Here is a 23,593-nt window from a genome sequence, read left to right as displayed (position 1 = left end):
AAACCTCGCAAAAAATGGTGGGACATCTGATCGTTCCCACGCAGAGCGTGGGAACGATCAATGCAATGGTGTGTTGTTACAGGATATTCGAGTAGTCCGCCTCGATCCGGTCCAGGCTCAGGTGATTGAGGAAGTTGGAGAAGCACATCCAGGCCGACAAAGCGTTCATGTCACGAAACTGGTCCGGCAAATACTTGGGCGGTACGATCAGGCCTTCGTCCAACAACTGGCGCAAGGTACGCATGTCTTCCAGAGTGGTCTTGCCACAAAACAACAAGGGTATCTGCTCAAGCATGCCCTTACGCACGGCCAACTGAATGTAGTTGTAAACCATGATAAAGCCCTTGAGGTAGGACAAGTCTTTGGTAAATGGCAGACCATTAGGCACTGATCCGCGGAACACCCGACTGGCATTGCTATAGCTTTGCTCCGCCTCGAAGCCTTGTTCGCGGAAGAACTCGAAGATCTGCAAGAAATCCGCCCCCTCTTCCACCATGTGAATAGCGCGGGTGCGGTTGGTCAGTTTGCGCAGGCGGCTTGGATAGGAAGCAAAGGTAATGATTTCCATCAGGATCGCCAGGCCTTCCTGGGTCACGGTCGAGGACGGTGGGCCCTTGGACAGGAAGGTGCAGATCGGCTGGTTCAGGCCATTGAGCGTGGTGCCGACGTGTACCAGCCCCTCATGGACCTCCAAAGCGCGCACGTCACGGTTGTTGAACATCGCATCGGTGCGGATCTTGATGTAGTCGGCACCGGCTGCCGCGTCAGCGACGATCCCGTCGGACTCGAACACCCGGATGGTGTCCTCGGCTTCGCCAAAGACTTTGTTCAAGCGGCATTGCAGCAGATGGACAGCCTCTTTGGAGGTCAAGGTCTTGGGTTCGTCCTTGAGGTCGCCACGGCCGTCGATGTTGTTCAGATAATCGGAGAGCATCAGGCCCAGGTCGGCCAGGGTCGGGTCACCGGCATGGAAGGCGTCGGACGCCGCGCCATAAAGCTCTTGGGAGATCAGACCGAAATCTTCGGTGCCGCGCGCTTCGAGCATGCGCACCACCATGCGGTATTCCTTGCACATACGCCGCATGATCTGCCCGACCGGGTTGAACTGACCCAGTTGACGGGTGATGTCACGCTCGATGTTCTGGAACTCCAGCTTCACCGCACTGGAGTCGAACGACAGTGGGCGATTGAGGTAGTAGTCACGGTCGACGGCAGGCATTTCCTTGCCTTTGGCCTTGAGGAATCCTTTGCGGATGTTCTCGTCCCACTTGACCGCATCCAGTACGCGGATTGGTGTTTGCGCCAGCACTATGCGATCGGACAAAGTGCGTATCGTCTGCTGGTAATCGTCCACCCGAAACTCCTATTGATAACGTTCTATGCCGCGTTTACTTGCCCAAACGCTGGAAGCGCGCCGCTTCGACGAATACGTCAGAGTTGGCGGGATCATCCAGATAGGCGAACACCTGTTCCAGCGGGTTGCTGATCAGAACACCATCGCCTTCTTTGGTTTCAAACGGCTCGCCACTCAAGGCCTCTTGCCCCAGCGCCTGGCGAATCTGCTCCAGGTCCAGGTTGTAGACCACCAATTCATGGTTATCGGTCAACTCGAAACCGGCGATAGTGAAGTGGCCGCCGAATTGATCCGGCACCGCCGCCGACAAGTACCAGCGGCTGCCATGGCGGGAAACGGTGAAGTCATAAGCCTCGCGCTGTTTCGGCTCGCCTTTGGGGTAGCTGACAGCCTTGTAGCGATTGGTCGCGACGCGGCTCAGCTCAAGGTTGAGCGCCCCGCCCCAGACGTTCTTGCTCGTCCATTTGCCGAGCAGCGCGGCAGGTGCCGCCTGATCAGCCGGCAGTGGCTGCTTGACACTCACCAGACAGCCACTGAGCAGCAGAAACGACATGGCGATCACGACCTCACGCCAGGACTTCATTCAACACTCCTTTGAACACCGCGGTCGTCACACGGAGGCCAGCACCAAATGCATGTAACGCGTAAGGATACCGAGTATTTCTTCCTCGGCCGCTGGTTCCGCGTCATTGAGCAGGCCCTGATATTCCATCCGTCCGATTATAGCCGTCAACACTTTGGCATCTTGTTGTGGCTCACGGGAACCCAATACCTGGAAAAAATGGCAAGTGCCCTGTAGGAGGATTTGCTGATGCGAACGCACCAACAGCGCCAGACGCGGGTTGAGTAGCGCCTCCTGGCGAAATGCCTGCTCGGCCATCAAGTGTTCACGGCGGTTGTGCAATTGGCGCTGCACATAGTCGGCGGTCAACCGGGCAATGTCGTCAGCCAGTTGTGAACGAGACTCCCGGCTGCCGTCACCGAAAGCGACCATCTCGCGCAGCAAGCCCTCGCTATTGGCCCAGAATTTGGCCATGTAGGCTGCACTGCGCTCCACATATTGAGCGAAGGTATCGGTGAGCAGGTCATCGATATCCTTGAAATAGTAAGTAGTCGCCGACAACGGCACATCGGCCTCGGCAGCCACTGCGCGGTGACGCACCGCACGCACGCCGTCACGCACGACGATACGCATCGCGGCATCGAGAATAACCTGTCGGCGCTGCTCGCTTCCCTGTCGGCTGGCCTTGCGGCCCTGGTACTGAACACTTTCAGCGACCGCAGTGGCGATTCCAGCTGCACCTTCTAGAGCAATTGCACCATTCACGACAGATATTCCTCTCACATCACTATGAATTAGAAGTACGTCAGTTCCACACAGACAATAAAAAGCCGCCTGATGTAGGCGGCTTCTTATTCATAACACTTATGCTTGCGGCCGCATATGCGGGAACAGGATCACGTCACGGATCGACGGAGCGTCGGTGAGCAACATCACCAGACGGTCGATACCGATACCTTCACCGGCAGTTGGTGGCATGCCGTATTCCAGCGCACGAACGAAGTCGGCGTCGTAGTGCATGGCTTCGTCGTCACCGGCGTCCTTGTCGGCCACCTGGGCCTGGAATCGCTCCGCCTGGTCTTCCGCGTCGTTCAACTCGGAGTAGGCGTTGGCGATTTCGCGGCCTCCGATGAACAGCTCGAAACGGTCGGTGACGTTCGGGTTGGTGTTGTTGCGACGTGCCAGCGGCGACACTTCGAACGGGTATTCGGTGATGAAGGTCGGCTGTTCCAGCTTGTGCTCCACCAGCTCTTCGAAAATCATGGTTTGCAGCTTGCCCAGGCCTTCGAAGCCTTTGACGTCGGCGCCGGCCTTCTTGGCGATGGCACGGGCCGTGTCGATGCTTTCCAGGTCCGCGGCGGTGATTTCCGGGTTGTACTTGAGGATCGAAGCAAACACCGAGATGCGCTGGAACGGCTGGCCGAAGTGGAACACCTTGCCCTGATAAGGCACGTCGGTGCTGCCCAGAACCAGCTGCGCCAGTTCACGGAACAGTTCTTCGGTCAGGTCCATGTTGTCTTCGTAGTCAGCGTAGGCCTGGTAGAACTCGAGCATGGTGAACTCGGGGTTGTGCCGGGTCGAAACGCCTTCGTTACGGAAGTTGCGGTTGATCTCGAACACACGCTCGAAACCGCCGACCACCAGACGCTTGAGGTACAGCTCCGGCGCGATGCGCAGGTACATGTCCAGGTCCAGGGCGTTGTGGTGGGTTTCGAACGGTTTGGCCGCAGCGCCGCCCGGAATGGTCTGCAGCATCGGCGTTTCGACTTCGAGGAAGTCGCGCTTCATCAGGAAGCTGCGGATGTGCGCGATCACTTGCGAACGCACGCGGAAGGTCTGACGCACGTCTTCGTTGACGATAAGGTCGACGTAGCGCTGGCGATAACGGGTTTCGGTATCGGTCAGGCCGTGGTGCTTGTCCGGCAGCGGGCGCAGGGACTTGGTCAGCAGGCGCACGTTGGTCATTTCAACGTACAGGTCGCCTTTGCCGGAACGGGCCAGGGTGCCTTCGGCGGCAATGATGTCGCCCAGGTCCCAGGTCTTGACCGCGGCCAGGGTTTCTTCCGACAGGGTTTTACGGTTGACGTAAACCTGGATGCGCCCGGACATGTCCTGGATCACCATGAAGGAACCACGATTGAGCATGAGACGACCGGCCACCTTGACCGGGATCGCTGCCTCTGCCAGATCTTCCTTGGTCTTGTCCGCGTACTTCTTCTGCAAGTCTTCGCAGTAGGCGTCGCGGCGGAAGTCGTTGGGGAAGGCCTGGCCCTTGGCGCGCTCGGCAGCAAGCTTTTCCTTGCGCAGGGCGATCAGGGAGTTTTCTTCCTGTTGCAGGGCTTGCGGGTCGAGTTGTAGGTCGCTCATGTCTTTAAATTTTCCATCACAGGTTCGTTGCCCCTGCCTTGCGGCAGGGTTCGCGGGCAAGGACTAGGCGTCCCCCCATGCTCCTACATGATCACCGCAGCTGCGCAGTGATCATGTATGGCTGCTTTACAGCCCTTGCTTGAGGCTTGCCACCAGGTATTCGTCGATATCACCGTCAAGCACCTTGTCGCAATCGCTGCGTTCGACGCTAGTACGAAGATCCTTGATCCGCGACTGGTCGAGCACGTACGAGCGAATCTGGTGACCCCAGCCGATGTCCGACTTGGTGTCTTCCAGGGCTTGCGAGGCGGCGTTGCGTTTCTGCACTTCCTGCTCGTACAAGCGCGCCCGCAACATTTTCATCGCGGTGTCTTTGTTGGCGTGCTGGGAACGTTCGTTCTGGCAACTGACCACGGTGTTGGTCGGTACGTGGGTAATACGTACAGCCGAGTCGGTGGTGTTTACGTGCTGACCACCGGCACCGGAGGAGCGATAGGTATCGATCCGCAAATCCGACGGGTTGATGTCGATTTCGATGTTGTCATCAATTTCCGGCGAGACGAAAACTGCCGAGAACGAGGTGTGACGACGGTTGCCGGAGTCGTATGGGCTCTTGCGCACCAGACGGTGCACGCCGATTTCGGTACGCAGCCAGCCAAAGGCGTATTCACCCTTGATGTGCACGGTCGCGCCTTTGATCCCGGCAACTTCACCGGCGGACAGTTCCATGATGGTCGCCTCGAAACCGCGTTTATCCGCCCAGCGCAGGTACATGCGCAGCAGGATATTGGCCCAGTCCTGGGCTTCGGTGCCGCCGGAACCGGATTGAATGTCCAGGTACGCGTTATTGGCGTCCATCTCGCCACTGAACATCCGGCGGAATTCGAGCTTCTCGAGGGATTCGCGCAGACGCTCCACTTCAGCGGCAACGTCGTCTACAGCCGCCTGGTCTTCTTCCTCGGCAGACATCAGCAACAGGTCTTTGGCATCGGCCAGACCGCTGTGCATTTCATCGAGGGTATCGACGATCTGGGCCAGCAAGGAACGCTCGCGGCCTAGATTCTGGGCGTATTCAGGGTTGTTCCAGACACTCGGATCTTCAAGCTCGCGATTGACTTCGGTCAGACGCTCATGCTTTTGATCGTAGTCAAAGATACCCCCGAATAGTTTCGGAGCGCTCGGACAGGTCCTTGATACTGTTAAGGATCGGGTTGATTTCCATGGCGGGCAGCACTCGTTGGCGAACTTTTGAAAGCCGACGAGTATAACGCAATCAGGCTGTCAAGGCAGCCCGCTTGGCCGATGGGGCCCTACTTCATTCAATCCCCACTTGATTACGCCCATTGTTTTTCGCCAGGTACAAACCTTTGTCGGCTGCCGAGATCAGTTGCCGGCAATCAGTGCCCTGCTGCGGGGTCATGGTCGACAGGCCGATGCTGATGGTCAGGCTCGAGCCTTCGGTCGGGGAGATATGCACAATTCCCAGCGCAGCCACAGTCTGACGCAGTTTCTCGGCCACCAGCCGCGCGCCACCCGGCGAGGTATTGGGCAGCACCAGGACGAATTCTTCGCCGCCATAACGGGCTGGCAGGTCGGACGGTCGACTGCTGGCGTCGCGAATGGTCGTGGCGACTTTGCGCAGGGCTTCATCGCCCTCCAGATGGCCGAAGTTATCGTTGTAGGACTTGAAGTAATCGACATCGATCATCAACAATGAAAGTTGCGTCTGATCGCGCAGGGCTCGCCGCCATTCCAGCTCGAGGTATTCATCGAAATGCCGGCGATTGGACAGCCCGGTCAGGCCGTCGGAGTTCATTAACCGCTGCAGCACCAGATTGGTGTCGAGCAACTGCTGCTGGCTGACCCGCAACGCGCGATACGCCGCATCACGTTGCAGCAGGGTCATGTAAGAGCGCGAGTGATAGCGGATACGCGCGACCAGTTCGATATTGTCCGGCAGCTTGACCAGGTAATCGTTAGCGCCTGCGGCAAACGCCGCGCTCTTGATCAAGGGATCCTCCTTGGTCGACAGCACGATGATCGGAATATCCTTGGTCGCCGGGTGGTTACGGTATTCACGTACCAGACTCAGGCCGTCCAGACCGGGCATGACCAGATCCTGAAGGATCACCGTCGGCTTGATGCGGATCGCCTGAGCGATGGCCTGATGCGGGTCGGCGCAGAAGTGGAAATCGATATTCTCTTCATGGGCCAGCCCGCGCCGCACAGCCTCACCGATCATTGCCTGATCATCGACCAACAACACCATCGCGGCATTTTCATCGGTTTTGAAATCGTCGAGCTGCAAGTCATGCATGTGCGGTCACCTGAATTACTACCTGGTCAGGAAAGCTGTTTTTGTCAGTCATTTGGCAAATATCTCCAGCAATCGTGGCGCAATCTTGTTCAGTGGGCGGATTTCGACGGCTGCGTCGATGGCAGCTGCTGCCTTGGGCATCCCATACACCGCACTGCTGTTTTGGTCCTGAGCGATGGTCAGGAAGCCTTGCTGGCGCATCAATTTGAGCCCCTGAGCGCCATCACGGCCCATGCCGGTCAGCAATACGCCGACGGCATCGCCATCCCAGTAGCTGGCCACGCTCTCAAAAAAAACGTCGATCGACGGCCGGTAGATCTCGTTGACCGGCTCGGCGGTGTAGGCCAGTGTGCCGTCCTTCAAGAGTCGGATATGGTGGTTGGTGCCGGCTAACAGCACCGTACCGCTTTGCGGCGGCTCACCCTCTTGCGCCAGGCGCACCTTCAATCCGGACGCACTGCTCAGCCATTCGGCCATACCGGCAGCGAACACCTGGTCAACGTGCTGAACCAGCACGATGGCCGCGGAAAAATCAGTGGGCAGACCCTTGAGCAAGACTTCCAGCGCCGCCGGGCCACCAGCGGAAGAGCCGATGGCCACCAGGCTTTGGCGCTGCACCATGGTGCGCAGCGACGTCGGGGCCGAGCGCGCCCGGCTGCCGCCGCTCTGGCCGATCAGCCAGCCGATATTGAGGATCTTGCGCAGCAATGGCGCCGCGGCTTCTTTGGCATTACCCGCACCGACAGCCGGAGTGTCGACCACATCCAGTGCGCCATGGCCCATGGCCTCGAACACTCGATGGACGTTCTGCTGGCGGTCGCCGGTAACAATCACGATGGCGCACGGGCTTTCGGCCATGATCCGCCGGGTTGCTTCCACGCCATCCATCACCGGCATGATCAAGTCCATCAGGATCAGGTCCGGCGTCAGCCCGGCGCAGAGTTTTACCGCCTCGGCACCATTGCTCGCGACCCAGACCACTTCGTGCTCAGGTTCGAACGCCAGAGCGCGACGCAAAGCCTCTACCGCCAGTGGCATGTCATTGACGATAGCGATCTTCATGCCGGGGCTCCTCCAATGAGTTCCTCTACCGCATCGAGCAAAGCGTCGTCATGGAAACTGGCTTTGGCTAGATAATAGTCGGCTCCGGCGTCTAGTCCACGACGCCGGTCTTCTTCGCGATCCTTGTAGGAAACCACCATGACCGGCAGCGACTGCAAACGATTGTCGCGACGCAACAGGGTGACCAATTCAATGCCGTCCATTCGGGGCATATCGATGTCGGTGATCAGCAAATCGAAGTCTTCGGCACGCAAAGCGTTCCAACCGTCCATTCCGTCTACCGCGACGGCGACGTCGTAACCGCGATTGAGCAACAGTTTGCGCTGTAACTCGCGGACCGTCAGCGAATCGTCGACCACCAGAATGCGTTTGCGCGCGACTTCCACAGCCTGGTGGTTGTGCCGGGCGATGCGCTCCAGACGGCCAGTATTGAGCAGTTTGTCCACCGAACGCAGCATGTCTTCGACGTCGACGATCAGCACCACGGAGCCGTCGTCCAGCAGCGCTCCGGCGGAAATGTCCTGAACCTTGCCCAACCGATCATCCAGCGGCAGCACCACTAACGTGCGCTCGCCAATAAAGCGCTCGACGGCCACTGCGTACACCGCATCGCGCTCGCGGATCACCACCACTTTGAGGGTTTGATCGTTACTCTGAGCCGCCGGACGCTGCAACAGCTGGCTGGCCGCGACCAGACCGACATGCCGGCCTTCGTGCCAGAAATGCTGACGCCCTTCGACTTGTACGATCTCGTCCGGCTCCAGGTCGCACATGCGTTCGATGTGCGCCAGCGGGAAGGCATAAGCCTCTTCACCCACCTCGACTACCAGACTGCGCACCACCGACAGGGTCAACGGCACTTCAAGATGAAAGCGGCTGCCCTCGCCCGCTGTCTGTTCCAGTATCACGGCGCCACGAAGCTGTCGGACCATATGCTGAACCGCGTCCAGTCCAACTCCGCGCCCGGAAACTTCGGTGACCTTGTCCCGCAGGCTGAAGCCCGGCAAAAACAGGAATGTCAGCAGTTCTTCTTCGCTCAACCGGGCAGCGGTTTCGGCCGGAGACAATTGGCGCTCGACGATGCTGCGACGCAGGTGTTCGAGGTCTACTCCATTACCGTCATCGCTCAGCTCCAGTACCAATAGCCCAGCCTGGTGGGAGGCGCGCAGCCGGATCAAGCCTTCGGTGGGCTTACCCGCCAACAACCGTTGCTCCGGCATTTCGATGCCATGATCCACCGCATTGCGCAGCAAATGGGTCAGCGGCGCTTCGAGCTTTTCAAGCACATCACGGTCGACCTGGGTCTTGTCGCCTTCGATCTCCAACCGCACTTGCTTACCCAGACTACGACCCAGATCACGAACCATCCGCACCTGCCCGGCCAACACATCGGCGAACGGCCGCATGCGACAGGCCAGCGCCGTGTCATACAGCACCTGAGCGCGCTGACTGGCCTGCCAGGCGAACTCATCCAGCTCGGCGGTTTTCTCGGCCAACAGTTGCCGGGATTCGGCGAGCATGCGCCGGGCATCGCCCAGCGCTTCCTGGGCTTGCAGGCTCAACTCGCTCTCTTTGAGATGAACATTGAGATTTTCCAGGGCTCGCAAACTGTTGCTTTGCATGCGTTTGAGACGCTGCATGGTCGCCAGCCAAGGCTTGAGTCGCTGGGTTTCCACCAAGGATTTGCTCGACAGATCGAGCAAGCTGTTCAGCCGCTCAGCGGTAACCCGCAGCACCCGTTCGCCGCCTTCGGTAACGCGCGTGGCTTTAGGCGACATTTCGATGGGCGCGGCAAGCAACGGTTCCGGCTCCAGCAACGGCGCTTCGGACTCAAGCCCGGCACGGGGCAAATCAACTTGCAGCTCAGCCATCAGCAGCATGACCGAATCAAGGATTGGCGCGGCAGGCGGTGCCACGTTGACGGTCAATGCCGCGGGATCGAGCAACTGGCCCATCAAGGCGACGTAGGCCTCGATATCGCTCGGCCCCACATTGTCGCTACCCGGTGTAGCGATGCGCATCAGAACGTCTGTGCCTTGCAGCAAGGCGTCGATGTGTTCGGGTTGCAGGTGCAGGCGCCCCTCCTGGGCGCTGACCAGACAATCCTCCATCACATGCGCCACGCTGACTCCGGCATCCACACCGACAATCCGCGCGGCGCCCTTGAGCGAGTGCGCTGCACGCATGCAGGCTTCCAGTTGATCGGCCTGAGTCGGGTTGCGCTCGAGTGCCAGCAAGCCGGCGCTGAGCACTTGAGTCTGCGCTTCGGCCTCCAGACTGAAGAGTTCGAGCAGCGATGAGTCACGCATTTGATCGGGGGTCATGTGAGGCTCCGGGTCACGGCTGACAGCAACTGTTCTTCATCCAGCCAGCGCAAGCTGCGACCTCTGAACTGCAATACGCCACGGGTGTACCTGCCAGCGGTTTGTGAGCCGGAACTGGAGGCGGCGCTCAAGGTGCGTTCATCGATGGCATGAATCCCGTCCACCTCATCCACCGGCACCACCACCGGGCCGCCGTGGGCAGCAATGATCAACATGCGCGGCATGACCCGCGCCCCGGAGACAACGCCAGTGGTGGCGTCCAGCCCCAGCAGTTCCACCAGTGACAGGCAGGCGACCAGGGCGCCGCGCACATTCGCCACGCCCAGCAACGCTCGCGAACGCTGGTGCGGCAACGAATGGATCGGCTGCAACGGCGCAACCTCCGCCAGGCAGCGGGTGACCAGCCCCAACCACTCTTCGCCCAGGCGAAACATCAACAGTGAACGGGTGACGACATCATTCTCGACTGCAATCGACTGTCGATGATCCTCTTGTTGCAACGCATAACGATCGAGCAGGCGGGTCGCGGCAGCGGAATACACCGCGCAGTTGCGACAATGAATATGTTCGGGCAGCAGCGGGCAGGACTTGTCACCGTGGATACCGATCCGGTTCCAGCAGTCATCGATGGCCTGCGCATCCTCATGGGTCACGTTCAACGAAACAGATCCGGTCATCGTTTACGCTCACTGTCAGCGGTGCGCTCGCTACGGGCGGCGCGTTCCTGCAATCGGCGGGCACCCGTGGCGTCGCCTTGGGAAGCCAGCAAGGCCGCCAGGTGCATCAGGGTTTCAGGGTGTTGCGGCTGCAAATACAGCGCCTTGCGATAGAAGCCCTGAGCCTCCAATACGCTGCCGGCGACATCGCAGAGCAAACCCAACCAATAAAACACTTGAGCTACCGGCTCATGGTTATGCAGGTAATGCTCACAGGCCGCTCGCGCCTCAGTGCTTTTGCCTTCATTGGCCAACGCCTCGATATTGGCGAGCAAGGCCGCTGCATCATTCACCGCAGCACAAGGTTTGCCGGGGCTGATCACTGGTGCAACGCTGGTAAAGGGTCGGCTGCGAAGCGGCGGCTGCGCCACATTGCGTATTGGCTGACACACCGGCGACGGTGTCGGGTTAAAGACAGGCAACGGCTCGGGGTCAGACTCGCGGTGATGCCTGAAAGCAAAGGACTGTGCAATGCCGATCGAATGCATGCCCAATCGCCCCAGCAGGCCGCCTTCGGCCGGGCCGATAAACAGCACGCCGTCGACATGGGTCAGGCGCTTGATGACATCAAGCACCTGTCGCTGGGTCGGCGGGTCGAAGTAAATCAGCAGATTGCGGCAGAACACAAAGTCATAGGGCGATTCATTGGCCAGCAATGCAGGATCAAGCAGATTGCCCACCTGCAAGCGCACCTGATCACGCACCCGTTCATTGAGAACGTAGCCCTCCTCCTGCGCGCTGAAGTGGTGCTCGCGAAAGTCGGTCTGTTGCCCACGAAAGGAGTTCTTGCCATACACCGCACGCTTGGCGCGCTCGACCGACAAGGCGCTGACATCCAGCCCTTCGACCTTGAACTGATGGGGCGCAAACCCGGCATCGAGCAAGGCCATGGCAATCGAATACGGTTCTTCGCCGGTAGAGCACGGCAAGCTGAGAATCCGTAAGGCACGCATGCCCTTGATCTCGGCCAGACGGCCCTTCGCCAACTTGGCCAGGGCGACGAAGGATTCCGGATAACGAAAAAACCAGGTTTCCGGCACGATCACGGCTTCGATCAGCGCCTGCTGCTCATCCTGCGATTGCTGCAGTGTGAGCCAGTACTCATTCACGGTCTGCGCTTGCTGCGCGATGCTACGCTGGCGGACGGCTCGCTCAATGAGCGCCGCCCCTACGGACGCCACGTCCAGGCCAATGCGTTCTTTGAGGAAGTCGAAAAAGCGCTGGTCGTTGCTCACGGGCGCTCCTCAAACAGAGCGAGATCCAGCGGCGGCGACGGAAACAGCAGCGCGCGGACCTGGGCATCGAGCAAATCATCGACCCGAATCCATTGCAGCAAGCCTTGCTGGTCTTCGCGCACCGGCCCCAGATAAGGCGCCTGGCGATTGTCCAGGCCGTACGGTTTAAAGTCCGCTGGATTGCAGCGCAGGGTATCGGTGGCCTGTTCAAGAATCAGCCCGAGCAATTGCCCGGGCCCAGACGCTTGCGCTCGATAGTGCACCAGCACCAGGCGAGTGCTGGTGCGCACTTGGGCCGGCTGGCCGAAGGTCAGCGCGCTGAGGTCGATCACCGGCACCACCGTGCCACGGTAGGCAAACACCCCGGCGACCCAGGACGGCGCTTTCGCGATCGGCTTGAGTGGCAGGCGCGGCAGCACTTCGGCCACCTCGATGGCCTGCAGGGCATAGCGTTCGTTGCCGATACGGAACAGCAAAAACAACGAATGTTTCGGCGTCATTCCAGCGCCGCGTTTAGCCGCGAGCTCGCTCATCAGACTTTGAAACGCGAGACGCCGCTACGCAGCCCCACCGCCACCTGGCTCAGCTCATCGATGGCGAAGCTGGCCTGACGCAAGGACTCTACCGTCTGGCTGCTGGCATCGCCCAGCTGCACCAACGCGTGGTTGATCTGCTCGGCACCGGTGGCCTGGGCCTGCATGCCTTCGTTGACCATCAACACCCGCGGCGCCAGCGCCTGAACCTGATGAATGATCTGCGACAGCTGCTCGCCTACCTGTTGAACCTCGGACATGCCACGGCGCACTTCTTCGGAGAACTTGTCCATGCCCATGACACCCGCCGACACCGCCGACTGGATCTCACGGACCATCTGCTCGATGTCATAGGTGGCCACGGCGGTCTGATCCGCCAGACGCCGTACTTCGGTAGCCACCACCGCGAAACCGCGGCCATATTCACCGGCCTTCTCGGCTTCGATCGCAGCGTTGAGGGACAGCAGGTTGGTCTGGTCGGCGACCTTGACGATGGTCACCACCACCTGATTGATGTTGCCGGCCTTCTCATTGAGGATCGCCAGTTTGGCGTTGACCAGATCGGCCGCCCCCATCACCGAGTGCATGGTGTCTTCCATGCGGGCCAGGCCTTGCTGACCAGAACCGGCCAGCACCGAAGCCTGGTCGGCGGCGGTAGAAACTTCGGTCATGGTGCGCACCAGATCGCGCGATGTCGCAGCGATTTCTCGCGACGTGGCGCCGATTTCCGTGGTGGTGGCAGCGGTCTCTGTCGCAGTAGCCTGCTGCTGCTTGGAGGTGGCGGCAATTTCCGTGACCGAGGTAGTGACCTGCACCGAAGAGCGCTGGGCCTGGGAAACCAGAGAAGTGAGCTCGGTCATCATGTCGTTGAAGCCGGTTTCTACGGCACCGAATTCGTCCTTGCGCTCCAGATTCAAGCGCCTGCTCAAGTCCCCCGTACGCATGATGTCGAGGATCTGCACGATCCGGTTCATCGGCGCCATGATTGCGCGCATCAGCAGCAGACCGCACAGACCGGCAGCGATTACCGCGATCAGTAAAGAGACGCCCATACTGATTTTTGCTGCGGTTACCGCGGAACCGATAGCCCCGGTGGCATTACCCGCCTGATCACGATTGCGGTCGATCATGCCGTTCAAATGCTTGCGGCCAGCGATCCACGCAGGCGTCAGTTCATTCTCCAGCGCGAGGCGAGCCTGTTCGTATTCTTTGCGCTGATAGAGATCGATGACGTTCTTCAGTGTCTGATCGAACGCTTGATGACGCACTTCAAACTCGTCGAAAGAGGCACGATCGTCCGAGTCGAAGACGGTTTTGCGATAGTTATCCATCTGCGCCTTCAAGCGCTCTTCGAAGCTCTTGTACAACGCCTGGTCAGCAGCGCTGATGTCCCGATTTCCGGAGAGGCCAACGATCTGCTGGGTCAGGACGTAGCTGTCGACCCAGGCGCTGCGAATCATCGAACTGTAATACACCCCAGGAACAGCGTCCGTTCGGACCGTTTCCTCGCTGGTCTCGATCTTCAGCAGACTGGAGAACGAGACCATGACCATCAGCAACATGATGGCGATAATTACCGCAAAGCTCGCCAAAATGCGTTGGCGCAACGTCCAGTTCTTCACAGTCGATCCTCGGGGGGCATTCAAATGGAGGGGAGTATAGCCGAGGGCGGCTCATCATTTAGCAGTGGGTTGCGCACCACGTCTCACCCAGGGTGAAGAAAGTCAGCATCTGCTCTGGATGGCTACTGTGGGGCAGAAAGTGACGATCCTTTCGATTCCCCCGCTTTCTCTGATCACAGCGAAACCTGGCGCACCTGTTTCTCCAGTTCGGCTTTCAAGCCTGGCTCAAGCTTGAGCTGGCGCGCCAGTTCATCCAGATAGGACTTCTCCATGAAGTTCTCTTCATCCACCAGCATCACGCTGGCGATGTACATCTCGGCGGCCATTTCCGGGGTGCTGGCGGCGCGGGCGACATCGGCCGGGTCCAGGGGTTTGTTGAGTTCGGCGTGCAGCCAGCGTTGCAGGTCCTGATCGTTGTCCAGCCTGGTGAATTCGCCCTCGATCAGCGCTCGCTCGCGTTCATCGACATGGCCGTCGGCCTTGGCGGCAGCGACCAGCGCCTTGAGGATCGCCTGGCTGTGCAATTCAACTTGCGCTGCCGGCAAGCGGTCGACGGTTTGCGGCTCAGCCTGTGGTGCGCCAGCCTGCTGTGCCTGCCAATTGCCGTATGCCTTGTAGGCCAAAACGCCCAACGCGGCGAGACCGCCGTAGGTCAGTGCCTTGCCGCCAAACTTGCGGGCTTTTTTGTTTCCCAGCAACAGCCCCATCGCGCCCGCCGCCAGCGCGCCGCCACCAACGCCTGAGAGCAAACTGCCAAGCCCGCCCGAACTGCCGCCGAGCAAGCTGCCCAGTGCGCCGTTATCCGATACCGATTTGTTCTGAGTGCCGCCGGCCTTGTTTTGCAATATGTCCTGACCGGACTTGAGCAACTGATCGAGCAATCTGCGTGTATTCATTTGCCACCTCCAAAACCGGGGGTTAACCAGATCATTGAGGCCCACAGCGTAGATCGAAGCGCCCTCCTCCACGTGGCGAGAATGCTTCCAGATGTTGCTTGGCCCTGACCGAAGCCCCGGTCCTGAACCAGACCATCGATTAAAAAGATATACACTCAAGCAAATCTATAAAACCGTCTAACCGGTAATTCCCCCATGATGACCTTGCGTCAAATCCGCCACTTCATCGCTGTGGCCGAAACCGGCTCGATCTCGGCCGCCGCCCAGGCGGTCTATATTTCCCAATCGACACTGACCCTGGCAATCCAGCAACTGGAACAGGAAATCGGCGTCAACCTGTTCAATCGACATGCCAAGGGCATGACCCTGACCCACCAGGGTCACCAGTTCCTGCGCCAGGCGCACTTGATCCTGGCCACGGTCGACAACGCCAAGCGTAGCTTGCAACAAAGCACCGACCAGGTGGCCGGGCAGTTGATTGTCGGCGTGACCAGCCTGGTGGCCGGTTACTACCTCGCCGATTTGCTCACCCGCTTCCAGCGTGCCTACCCGAACGTGGAAATCCGCGTGATGGAGGATGAGCGCCCGTATATCGAGCATTTGCTGGTCAGCGGTGAAATCGATGTCGGGGTGCTGATCCTCTCTAACCTGGAAGACCGCCACGCCCTGCAAACCGAGGTGCTCACCCACTCGCCCCATCGCCTGTGGCTGCCGGCTCAGCACCCGTTGCTGGAGCACGACAGCATCAACCTCGCCGACGTCGCCCGCGAACCGCTGATACAGCTCAACGTCGATGAAATGGACCGCAACGCCCAGCGCATGTGGTCCAGCGCTGGGTTGCAGCCACGCATCACCTTGCGCACAGCCTCGACCGAAGCGGTGCGAAGCCTGGTGGCGGCCGGTCTTGGTGTGTCGATTCAGCCGGACATGACCTACCGCCCGTGGTCACTGGAGGGCGACATCATCGAGGCGCGGCCACTGGCGGACCTGAGCCAGACCCTGGACGTCGGCCTGGCCTGGCGTCGCGGCACCGCACGCCCCGCGTTGGTGGACCCATTCCTGACCGTGGCCCGCGAGCAACCCCACGCCGGGCGCAAGCCATCTATTTAATCGAACGTAGCCTTCAGTATTTAGTATTTGTCGACCGTAGCTCCGGCCACTAGTCTCTGTGCATCTATAAGAGAGGGCCGGGCTCCAGTCCCAGGGGAGCACCATGGCCACACAAGAAAAGAGAACCCGAAAAATGGCTGGCGTGCAGACCCCGTTGTTCACCGCTTTATTGATCGATGGTGAATTAGTCGCAGGCCAGGGTTTTGTCGAACCTATTCTCAACCCGGCCACGGGTGAAGTGCTGACGCATATCGCCGAAGCCAGTACCGAACAAGTTGAAAGCGCCGTTCTGGCCGCCCATCGCGCCTTTGCCGGTTGGTCGCGGACCACCCCGCAGCAACGCTCGAACATTCTGTTGGCCATCGCCAACGCCGTTGAAAAACAGGCCGATCACCTCGCCCGCCTCGAATCGCTGAACTGCGGCAAGCCGCTGCACCTGGCGCGTCAGGACGACTTGAACGCCACGGTCGACGTGTTCCGTTTCTTCGCCGGCGCCGTGCGTTGTCAGACTGGCCAGCTCAGCGGTGAATACCTGCCGGGCTACACCAGCATGGTCCGTCGCGATCCGATTGGCGTGGTCGCCTCGATCGCCCCCTGGAACTACCCCATCATGATGGCCGCCTGGAAAATCGCTCCGGCCCTGGCGGCGGGCAACACCCTGGTGTTCAAGCCATCCGAACACACACCGCTATCGATTCTGGCCTTGGCCCCGGCGCTGGCCGAATTGCTGCCCCGCGGGGTGATCAACATCATTTGCGGCGGCGGTGAAGGCGTCGGCAGCCATTTGGTCAGCCACCCGAAAGTACGCATGGTTTCGCTGACCGGCGATATCGTCACCGGGCAGAAAATCCTCCAGGCCGCGGCGAAAACCCTCAAACGCACCCACCTCGAGCTCGGCGGTAAAGCGCCGGTGATCGTCTGCAATGACGCCGACATTCAAGCCGTGGTCGAAGGTGTGCGCAGCTACGGCTACTACAACGCGGGGCAGGACTGCACCGCGGCTTGCCGGATTTACGCCCAGGCCGGGATCCATGATCGCCTGGTCGCCGAGCTTGGCGCCGCCGTCAGCAGCCTGCGCTTCGCCGGCAAACGCGACACCGATAACGAGATAGGCCCGCTGATCAGCACCCGTCAGCGCGACCGCGTGGCCAGCTTCGTCGAACGCGCCCTTGGTCAGCCGCACATCGAGCGCGTCACCGGCGCCGCCGTACATTCCGGCGCGGGTTTCTACTACCAGCCGACCCTGCTCGCCGGCTGCAAACAGAGTGATGAAATCGTCCAGCGTGAAGTGTTCGGCCCAGTCGTCACCGTGACCCGCTTCGAAGCACTGGAGCAAGCAGTGGACTGGGCCAACGACTCCGAGTACGGCTTGGCGTCGTCGGTCTGGACCCAGAATCTGGACAAGGCGATGCAGGTCGCGGCGCGTTTGCAGTATGGCTGCACCTGGATCAACAGCCATTTCATGCTGGTCAGCGAAATGCCCCACGGCGGCTTGAAACGCTCAGGCTATGGCAAGGATCTGTCCAGCGATTCGCTACAGGATTACAGCGTGGTGCGGCACATCATGGCGCGCCACGGCAATGACCTGAATTAACGCACTACTCCAATAAATAGCCTCAAAAGGCCTGGCTTCACCACGTTCACCAACTGCCCCGACCATAATTAAAGAAGAGGGAACCCCATGTTCGTGCACAAGACCGCACTGCTCAGTGCAATCACCACCGCACTGCTGGCCAGCGCCAGCATCCAGGCCGCCGAACCGCTGAAAGCCGTTGGCGCCGGCGAAGGACAACTGGATATCGTGGCCTGGCCGGGCTACATCGAACGTGGTGAGAGCGACAAGAACTACGACTGGGTGACCGGTTTCGAGAAAGAGACCGGCTGCAAGGTCAACGTCAAAACCGCCGGCACCTCCGATGAAATGGTCAGCCTGATGGCCAAGGGCGGTTACGACCTGGTCACCGCTTCCGGCGACGCCTCCTTGCGCTTGATCGCTGGCAAGCGTGTTCAGCCGATCAACACCGCGCTGATCCCGAACTGGAAGAACATCGATCCACGCCTCAAGGACGGGCCTTGGTACGTGGTCAACAAGCAGACCTACGGCGCGCCCTATCAGTGGGGCCCGAACGTGCTGATGTACAACACCACTGTGTTCAAGCAGGCGCCCACCAGTTGGGCCGTAGTGTTCGATGCGCAGAACCTGCCGGACGGCAAGTCCAACAAGGGTCGTGTGCAGGCCTATGACGGCCCGATCTACATCGCCGACGCGGCGCTGTACCTCAAGTCGAGCAAACCGGAACTGGGCATCAAGAACCCTTATGAACTGACTGAAACCCAGTACAAAGCCGTGCTTGATCTGTTGCGAGCCCAGCAACCGTTGATCCACCGCTACTGGCATGACACCACCGTGCAAATGAGTGACTTCAAAAACGAAGGCGTGGTGGCCTCCAGCGCCTGGCCGTATCAGGTCAACGGCCTGATGAACGAGAAACAGCCGATCGCTTCGACCATCCCTAAGGAAGGTGCAACTGGATGGGCCGACACCACCATGATGCACGCCGATGCCAAGCACACCAATTGCGCCTACAAGTGGTTGGACTGGTCCCTGCAACCCAAGGTCCAGGGTGACGTAGCCGCCTGGTTCGGCTCGCTGCCAGCGGTTCCGGCGGCCTGCAAAGAGAGCGAGTTGCTCGGTGCTGAAGGGTGCAAGACCAACGGTTTCGACCAGTTCGACAAGATCGCCTTCTGGAAAACCCCGCAGGCCGAGGGCGGCAAGTTCGTGCCATACAGCCGCTGGACCCAGGACTACATCGCGATCATGGGCGGTCGCTAAAAGTCATTCCGGTAGCTACTGACAACTCGTTCCCACGCTCTGCGTGGGAGTGCAGCCAGTGACGCTCCGCGTTACATGCCGAAGCGATTGCTGCGCGTCCGGTGAGGCATTCCCACGCGGAGCGTGGGAACGATCGATCGATATTCAGATTTCTCAGAAGTCCAGGCAAGGGCCGCTGCGACGGCTTTCGCCTTTTTGGAGCACCGCACCATGACGCTTGCAGTCCAGTTCACCAACGTTTCCCGTCAGTTCGGCGAAGTGAAAGCCGTTGACCGGGTTTCCATCGACATCCAGGACGGCGAGTTCTTTTCCATGCTTGGCCCTTCCGGCTCGGGCAAAACCACGTGCCTGCGCCTGATTGCCGGTTTCGAACAACCAAGCGCCGGCTCGATCCGCATTCATGGCGAAGAAGCCGCCGGGCTGCCGCCGTATCAGCGTGACGTGAATACCGTGTTCCAGGATTACGCCCTGTTCCCGCACATGAACGTACGGGACAACGTGGCCTATGGCTTGAAGGTCAAGGGCGTCGGCAAGACCGAACGCCTGATGCGCGCCGAAGAAGCCCTCGACATGGTCGCCCTCGGCGGTTACGGCGAACGCAAGCCGGTGCAACTGTCCGGTGGTCAGCGCCAGCGAGTCGCCCTGGCCCGCGCACTGGTCAATCGTCCTCGGGTGCTGCTGCTGGACGAACCCCTGGGCGCCCTCGACCTGAAGTTGCGCGAACAAATGCAGGGGGAGTTGAAGAAGCTGCAACGCCAGCTCGGCATCACCTTTATTTTCGTCACCCACGATCAGACTGAAGCACTGTCAATGTCCGACCGTGTGGCGGTATTCAACAAGGGCCGCATCGAGCAAGTCGACACCCCGCGCAACCTCTACATGAAACCGGCCACCACATTTGTCGCCGAGTTCGTCGGCACCTCTAACGTTATCCGTGGCGAGCTGGCCCAACAGTTGAGCGGCAGTACCAAGCCCTTCTCGATTCGCCCGGAACATGTGCGTTTCGCTGACGGTCCTGCGGCCAGCCACGAAATCGAAGTCAGCGGCCAGCTTCACGACATCCAGTACCAGGGCAGCGCCACCCGTTACGAACTCAAACTGGAAAACGGCCAGACCCTGAACATCAGCCAGGCCAACAATCAATGGCTGGACAGCTGCGCCCAGCACCAGACCGGGCAACGGATCACCGCACGCTGGGCGCGCGAAGCCATGACCAGCCTGACCGACACCGTTGCGAGCGAGGTGTGACATGAGCCCGGCCATGACCTCCTCCCCCGCCAGCGGTTCACCCTTGCGCAGGTTTTCCGACCTGCTGTATCGCCGACCCAATCTGTACCTGGCGATGTTATTGGTGCCGCCGCTGATCTGGTTCGGCGCGATCTATCTTGGTTCATTACTGACCTTGCTCTGGCAGGGTTTCTACACCTTCGATGACTTCACCATGGCGGTCACTCCCGACCTGACCCTGGCGAACTTCACGGCGCTGTTCCAGCCGTCGAACTTCGACATCATCGCCCGCACCCTGAGCATGGCCGTCGTGGTATCGATCGCCAGCGCCTTCGTCGCGTTCCCCATTGCTTACTACATGGCGCGCTACACCACGGGCAAGACCAAAGCGTTTTTCTACATCGCGGTGATGATGCCAATGTGGGCCAGCTACATCGTCAAGGCCTATGCCTGGACCCTGCTGCTGGCCAAGGGCGGCGTAGCGCAGTGGTTCGTTCAACACTTTGGGCTGGAGCCGGTGTTGCAGTTCGTGCTCGGCATTCCCGGCGTCGGCGGCAGCACCTTGTCCACCTCGCATCTGGGACGCTTCATGGTGTTCGTCTACATCTGGCTGCCGTTCATGATCCTGCCGATCCAGGCCTCGCTGGAACGTCTACCGCCATCGCTGCTGCAAGCTTCCGCCGACCTCGGGGCCAGACCACGACAGACCTTCATGCAAGTGACCCTGCCGCTGTCGATCCCGGGCATTGCGGCCGGGTCGATCTTCACCTTCTCGCTGACCCTGGGTGACTTCATCGTGCCGCAACTGGTCGGCCCGCCGGGCTACTTCGTCGGCAGCATGGTGTACGTCCAGCAGGGTGCCATCGGCAACATGCCGATGGCCGCCGCCTTCACCCTGGTGCCAATCGTGCTGATCGCCATTTACCTGTCCATCGTCAAACGTCTGGGGGCCTTCGATGCGCTCTGATTCAGAAAAGCATGGGGAAAAAGCCTCCCTGGGCCTGCGACTGGCCGCCTGGGGCGGGTTGGTGTTCCTGCACTTCCCGATCCTGATCATCTTCATATACGCCTTCAACACTGAAGACGCAGCCTTCAGCTTTCCACCCCAGGGCTTCACCCTGAAGTGGTTCAGCGTGGCCTTTTTGCGACCGGACGTGCTGGACGCGATCAAGCTGTCACTGCAGATCGCCGCTATTGCCACGCTGATCGCCATGGTCCTCGGCACCCTCGCTTCGGCCGCTTTGTACCGGCGTGACTTCTTCGGCAAACAAGGCATTTCGCTGATGCTGATCCTGCCAATCGCCTTACCGGGGATCATCACCGGTATCGCCCTGCTCGCGACCTTCAAGACCCTGGGCATCGAGCCGGGCATGTTCACCATCATCGTCGGCCACGCGACCTTCTGTGTGGTGATCGTCTACAACAACGTCATCGCCCGTTTGCGCCGCACCTCTTACAGCTTGATCGAAGCCTCGATGGATCTGGGCGCCGACGGCTGGCAGACCTTTCGCTACATCGTCCTGCCGAACCTCGGCTCGGCGTTGCTGGCCGGCGGCATGCTGGCGTTCGCCCTGTCGTTCGACGAAATCATCGTCACCACTTTTACCGCCGGCCACGAGCGCACCCTGCCGCTGTGGCTGCTCAACCAACTCAGCCGCCCGCGCGATGTGCCGGTGACCAACGTGGTGGCGATGCTGGTGATGCTCGTGACCATGTTCCCGATCCTTGGCGCCTACTACCTGACCCGTGGCGGTGAAAGCGTGGCCGGGAGCGGCGGCAAATGATCGGCCTTATAAATCCAACAATGAATTCGCTGCAAGAGAGGACATAGCCATGCAAACCAAACTGCTGATCAACGGCCAACTGGTCGAAGGTGAAGGCGCCAGCCAACCCGTGTTCAACCCGGCGTTGGGCCGTGTGCTGGTGGAAATCAACGAAGCCAGCGAAGCCCAGGTCGACGCCGCCGTGTGTGCCGCCGATGCGGCGTTCGAAGGTTGGTCACAGACCCCGCCCAAAGAGCGTTCGCTGCTGTTGCTCAAACTCGCCGATGCCATCCAGGCCCACGGCGAAGAACTGGCCAAACTGGAATCGGACAATTGCGGCAAACCCTATAGCGCGGCGCTGCACGACGAAATCCCGGCGATTGCCGATGTGTTCCGCTTCTTCGCCGGCGCCAGCCGTTGCATGGGCGGTACCGCCGGTGGCGAATACCTGCCCGGCCACACCTCGATGATCCGCCGCGACCCGGTGGGCGTGATCGCTTCCATCGCGCCGTGGAACTACCCGCTGATGATGGTCGCCTGGAAAATCGCCCCGGCCCTGGCCGCCGGCAATACCGTAGTGCTCAAGCCCTCGGAACAAACGCCGCTGACCGCATTGCGTCTGGCGGAACTGGCCTCGGAGATTTTCCCGGCCGGTGTGCTCAACCTGGTCTTTGGCCGTGGCCCCAGTGTCGGCAGCCCGCTGGTGACTCACCCGAAAGTGCGCATGGTCTCCTTGACCGGCTCGATTGCCACCGGCGCGAACATCATTTCCAGCACCGCCGACAGCGTCAAACGCATGCACATGGAACTGGGTGGCAAAGCCCCGGTGATCATCTTCGACGACGCCGACATCGATGCCGCGGTGGAAGGCATTCGGACCTTCGGTTTCTACAACGCCGGGCAAGACTGCACCGCCGCCTGCCGCGTCTATGCCCAGGAAGGCATCTACGACAGGTTCGTCGAAAAGCTCGGCGCGGCCGTCAGCACCATCAAGTACGGCTTGCAGGATGACCCGCAAACCGAGCTGGGGCCGTTGATCACCGCTCAGCATCGCGACCGTGTGGCCGGGTTTGTCGAGCGTGCGCTGGCACAACCGCACATTCGCTTGATCACCGGCGGCAAGGCCGTGGAAGGCAACGGCTTCTTCTTCGAACCGACGGTGCTGGCCGACGCCCAACAGGACGACGAGATCGTCCGGCGCGAGGTGTTTGGGCCGGTGGTGTCAGTGACCCGATTCACAGACGAAGCGCAGGTGCTGGGCTGGGCCAACGCTTCGGACTACGGCCTGGCGTCTTCGGTCTGGACCGCCGACGTCGGCCGCGCCCACCGCCTCGCGGCGCGTTTGCAGTACGGCTGCACCTGGGTCAACACGCACTTCATGCTGGTCAGCGAAATGCCTCACGGTGGGCAGAAGCTGTCCGGTTATGGCAAGGACATGTCCATGTACGGGCTGGAGGATTACACCACCGTGCGGCATGTGATGTTCAAGCACTAAAAGCATCGCGAGCAAGCTTCGCTCCTACAGGTCTGCGCAGCCCGTAGGAGCGAGGCTTGCCCGCGATGGCGTCACCGCGAGTTCAAGGACGACTTCGCGATACGCACCACCAGGTTCCACACCAACGAAACCACAACAATAACCACCGAACCGGGTTGGGCCGTCATGGCCCCGCCA

The 23,593-nt window shown here is 60.2% G+C and carries 20 protein-coding genes; 7 read left to right on the top strand and 13 right to left on the bottom strand.

Translation table 11 applies throughout. The features are described 5' to 3' along the window. Positions 1 to 76: 76 nt before the first annotated feature. The 13 genes from AC07VR_RS01510 to AC07VR_RS01450 form a co-directional block, all read right to left on the bottom strand. Positions 77 to 1,354, bottom strand: coding sequence for a flavohemoglobin expression-modulating QEGLA motif protein (locus AC07VR_RS01510; protein ID WP_494992540.1), 1,278 nt, complete (start codon positions 1,352 to 1,354; stop codon positions 77 to 79). A 34-nt stretch (positions 1,355 to 1,388) separates the two neighbouring features. Beyond that, positions 1,389 to 1,937 (bottom strand): hypothetical protein, encoded by a 549-nt coding sequence (locus AC07VR_RS01505; protein ID WP_494992539.1) that lies wholly within the window; start codon positions 1,935 to 1,937, stop codon positions 1,389 to 1,391. Positions 1,938 to 1,964: 27 nt separating this feature from the next. Beyond that, complete coding sequence (locus AC07VR_RS01500) at positions 1,965 to 2,669, bottom strand: TetR/AcrR family transcriptional regulator (RefSeq protein ID WP_495010373.1); 705 nt, start codon at positions 2,667 to 2,669, stop codon at positions 1,965 to 1,967. A 111-nt stretch (positions 2,670 to 2,780) separates the two neighbouring features. Next, the gene (gene lysS / locus AC07VR_RS01495) at positions 2,781 to 4,283 is read right to left on the bottom strand and encodes a lysine--tRNA ligase (protein ID WP_494992538.1); all 1,503 of its coding nucleotides are present in this window, start codon (positions 4,281 to 4,283) and stop codon (positions 2,781 to 2,783) included. A 126-nt stretch (positions 4,284 to 4,409) separates the two neighbouring features. Beyond that, positions 4,410 to 5,505 (bottom strand): peptide chain release factor 2 gene (gene prfB / locus AC07VR_RS01490; RefSeq protein ID WP_494992537.1). Its coding sequence is split into 2 segments (ribosomal slippage): positions 4,410 to 5,432 and positions 5,434 to 5,505, totalling 1,095 coding nucleotides; the frame shifts between segments, so codons are not numbered across the junction. Between the two features lie 93 nt (positions 5,506 to 5,598). Beyond that, complete coding sequence (locus AC07VR_RS01485) at positions 5,599 to 6,600, bottom strand: diguanylate cyclase domain-containing protein (RefSeq protein WP_494992536.1); 1,002 nt, start codon at positions 6,598 to 6,600, stop codon at positions 5,599 to 5,601. A 48-nt stretch (positions 6,601 to 6,648) separates the two neighbouring features. Then, positions 6,649 to 7,662: a chemotaxis response regulator protein-glutamate methylesterase gene (locus AC07VR_RS01480; RefSeq protein ID WP_495010309.1), complete on the bottom strand. Its 1,014-nt coding sequence runs from the start codon at positions 7,660 to 7,662 to the stop codon at positions 6,649 to 6,651. Then, positions 7,659 to 9,986, bottom strand: coding sequence for a hybrid sensor histidine kinase/response regulator (locus AC07VR_RS01475; RefSeq protein WP_495010308.1), 2,328 nt, complete (start codon positions 9,984 to 9,986; stop codon positions 7,659 to 7,661). The genes AC07VR_RS01480 and AC07VR_RS01475 overlap by 4 nt, the downstream gene beginning before the upstream one ends. After that, positions 9,983 to 10,663: a chemotaxis protein CheW gene (locus tag AC07VR_RS01470; protein WP_494992533.1), complete on the bottom strand. Its 681-nt coding sequence runs from the start codon at positions 10,661 to 10,663 to the stop codon at positions 9,983 to 9,985. The genes AC07VR_RS01475 and AC07VR_RS01470 overlap by 4 nt, the downstream gene beginning before the upstream one ends. Beyond that, positions 10,660 to 11,937 (bottom strand): CheR family methyltransferase, encoded by a 1,278-nt coding sequence (locus tag AC07VR_RS01465; RefSeq protein WP_495010307.1) that lies wholly within the window; start codon positions 11,935 to 11,937, stop codon positions 10,660 to 10,662. Before AC07VR_RS01465 ends, AC07VR_RS01470 begins: the two co-directional genes overlap by 4 nt. Next, positions 11,934 to 12,470 (bottom strand): chemotaxis protein CheW, encoded by a 537-nt coding sequence (locus tag AC07VR_RS01460; protein WP_495010306.1) that lies wholly within the window; start codon positions 12,468 to 12,470, stop codon positions 11,934 to 11,936. The genes AC07VR_RS01465 and AC07VR_RS01460 overlap by 4 nt, the downstream gene beginning before the upstream one ends. Beyond that, on the bottom strand, positions 12,470 to 14,092 hold the full coding sequence (locus AC07VR_RS01455; RefSeq protein WP_495010305.1) for a methyl-accepting chemotaxis protein: 1,623 nt from the start codon (positions 14,090 to 14,092) through the stop codon (positions 12,470 to 12,472). Before AC07VR_RS01455 ends, AC07VR_RS01460 begins: the two co-directional genes overlap by 1 nt. A gap of 173 nt (positions 14,093 to 14,265) precedes the next feature. Further along, on the bottom strand, positions 14,266 to 14,988 hold the full coding sequence (locus AC07VR_RS01450; RefSeq protein WP_494992529.1) for a tellurite resistance TerB family protein: 723 nt from the start codon (positions 14,986 to 14,988) through the stop codon (positions 14,266 to 14,268). A gap of 195 nt (positions 14,989 to 15,183) precedes the next feature. On the opposite strand from AC07VR_RS01450, the gene AC07VR_RS01445 reads away from it, so the two are divergent. The 7 genes from AC07VR_RS01445 (at position 15,184) to AC07VR_RS01415 (ending at position 23,416) form a co-directional block, all read left to right on the top strand. Next, complete coding sequence (locus tag AC07VR_RS01445) at positions 15,184 to 16,098, top strand: LysR family transcriptional regulator (protein ID WP_494992528.1); 915 nt, start codon at positions 15,184 to 15,186, stop codon at positions 16,096 to 16,098. A gap of 103 nt (positions 16,099 to 16,201) precedes the next feature. Continuing rightward, a complete protein-coding gene (locus AC07VR_RS01440; RefSeq protein WP_495010304.1) occupies positions 16,202 to 17,692 on the top strand; it encodes a gamma-aminobutyraldehyde dehydrogenase in 1,491 nt (496 codons plus the stop codon). 87 nt (positions 17,693 to 17,779) lie between these two features. Next, positions 17,780 to 18,931 carry a putative ABC transporter substrate-binding protein YdcS gene (gene ydcS / locus AC07VR_RS01435; RefSeq protein WP_494992526.1) on the top strand — a complete coding sequence of 384 codons (1,152 nt, stop codon included), beginning with the start codon at positions 17,780 to 17,782 and terminating at the stop codon, positions 18,929 to 18,931. Between the two features lie 210 nt (positions 18,932 to 19,141). Continuing rightward, positions 19,142 to 20,179, top strand: coding sequence for an ABC transporter ATP-binding protein (locus AC07VR_RS01430; RefSeq protein WP_495010303.1), 1,038 nt, complete (start codon positions 19,142 to 19,144; stop codon positions 20,177 to 20,179). Positions 20,180 to 20,192: 13 nt separating this feature from the next. After that, the gene (locus AC07VR_RS01425; protein WP_495010302.1) at positions 20,193 to 21,125 is read left to right on the top strand and encodes an ABC transporter permease; all 933 of its coding nucleotides are present in this window, start codon (positions 20,193 to 20,195) and stop codon (positions 21,123 to 21,125) included. After that, positions 21,115 to 21,942: an ABC transporter permease gene (locus AC07VR_RS01420; protein ID WP_494992523.1), complete on the top strand. Its 828-nt coding sequence runs from the start codon at positions 21,115 to 21,117 to the stop codon at positions 21,940 to 21,942. Before AC07VR_RS01425 ends, AC07VR_RS01420 begins: the two co-directional genes overlap by 11 nt. A 49-nt stretch (positions 21,943 to 21,991) precedes the next feature. Next, complete coding sequence (locus AC07VR_RS01415) at positions 21,992 to 23,416, top strand: gamma-aminobutyraldehyde dehydrogenase (RefSeq protein WP_494992522.1); 1,425 nt, start codon at positions 21,992 to 21,994, stop codon at positions 23,414 to 23,416. Positions 23,417 to 23,593: the final 177 nt, after the last annotated feature.

It is taken from the genome of Pseudomonas sp. GW821-FHT02H09, from assembly GCF_059421425.1.
This window is presented reverse-complemented; position numbering and strand designations above follow the sequence as displayed.

Bases quoted from the DNA above. Each gene is read 5' to 3' on its own strand.
- AC07VR_RS01480 (WP_495010309.1), bottom strand. From the start codon at position 7,662: ATGAAGATCGCTATCGTCAATGACATGCCACTGGCGGTAGAGGCTTTG.
- AC07VR_RS01450 (WP_494992529.1), bottom strand. From the start codon at position 14,988: ATGAATACACGCAGATTGCTCGATCAGTTGCTCAAGTCCGGTCAGGAC.
- ydcS (WP_494992526.1), top strand. From the start codon at position 17,780: ATGTTCGTGCACAAGACCGCACTGCTCAGTGCAATCACCACCGCACTG.
- AC07VR_RS01425 (WP_495010302.1), top strand. From the start codon at position 20,193: ATGACCTCCTCCCCCGCCAGCGGTTCACCCTTGCGCAGGTTTTCCGAC.
- AC07VR_RS01485 (WP_494992536.1), bottom strand. From the start codon at position 6,600: ATGCATGACTTGCAGCTCGACGATTTCAAAACCGATGAAAATGCCGCG.
- AC07VR_RS01415 (WP_494992522.1), top strand. From the start codon at position 21,992: ATGCAAACCAAACTGCTGATCAACGGCCAACTGGTCGAAGGTGAAGGC.
- AC07VR_RS01430 (WP_495010303.1), top strand. From the start codon at position 19,142: ATGACGCTTGCAGTCCAGTTCACCAACGTTTCCCGTCAGTTCGGCGAA.
- AC07VR_RS01420 (WP_494992523.1), top strand. From the start codon at position 21,115: ATGCGCTCTGATTCAGAAAAGCATGGGGAAAAAGCCTCCCTGGGCCTG.
- AC07VR_RS01475 (WP_495010308.1), bottom strand. From the start codon at position 9,986: ATGACCCCCGATCAAATGCGTGACTCATCGCTGCTCGAACTCTTCAGT.
- lysS (WP_494992538.1), bottom strand. From the start codon at position 4,283: ATGAGCGACCTACAACTCGACCCGCAAGCCCTGCAACAGGAAGAAAAC.
- AC07VR_RS01505 (WP_494992539.1), bottom strand. From the start codon at position 1,937: ATGAAGTCCTGGCGTGAGGTCGTGATCGCCATGTCGTTTCTGCTGCTC.
- AC07VR_RS01470 (WP_494992533.1), bottom strand. From the start codon at position 10,663: ATGACCGGATCTGTTTCGTTGAACGTGACCCATGAGGATGCGCAGGCC.
- AC07VR_RS01440 (WP_495010304.1), top strand. From the start codon at position 16,202: ATGGCCACACAAGAAAAGAGAACCCGAAAAATGGCTGGCGTGCAGACC.
- AC07VR_RS01445 (WP_494992528.1), top strand. From the start codon at position 15,184: ATGATGACCTTGCGTCAAATCCGCCACTTCATCGCTGTGGCCGAAACC.
- AC07VR_RS01460 (WP_495010306.1), bottom strand. From the start codon at position 12,470: ATGAGCGAGCTCGCGGCTAAACGCGGCGCTGGAATGACGCCGAAACAT.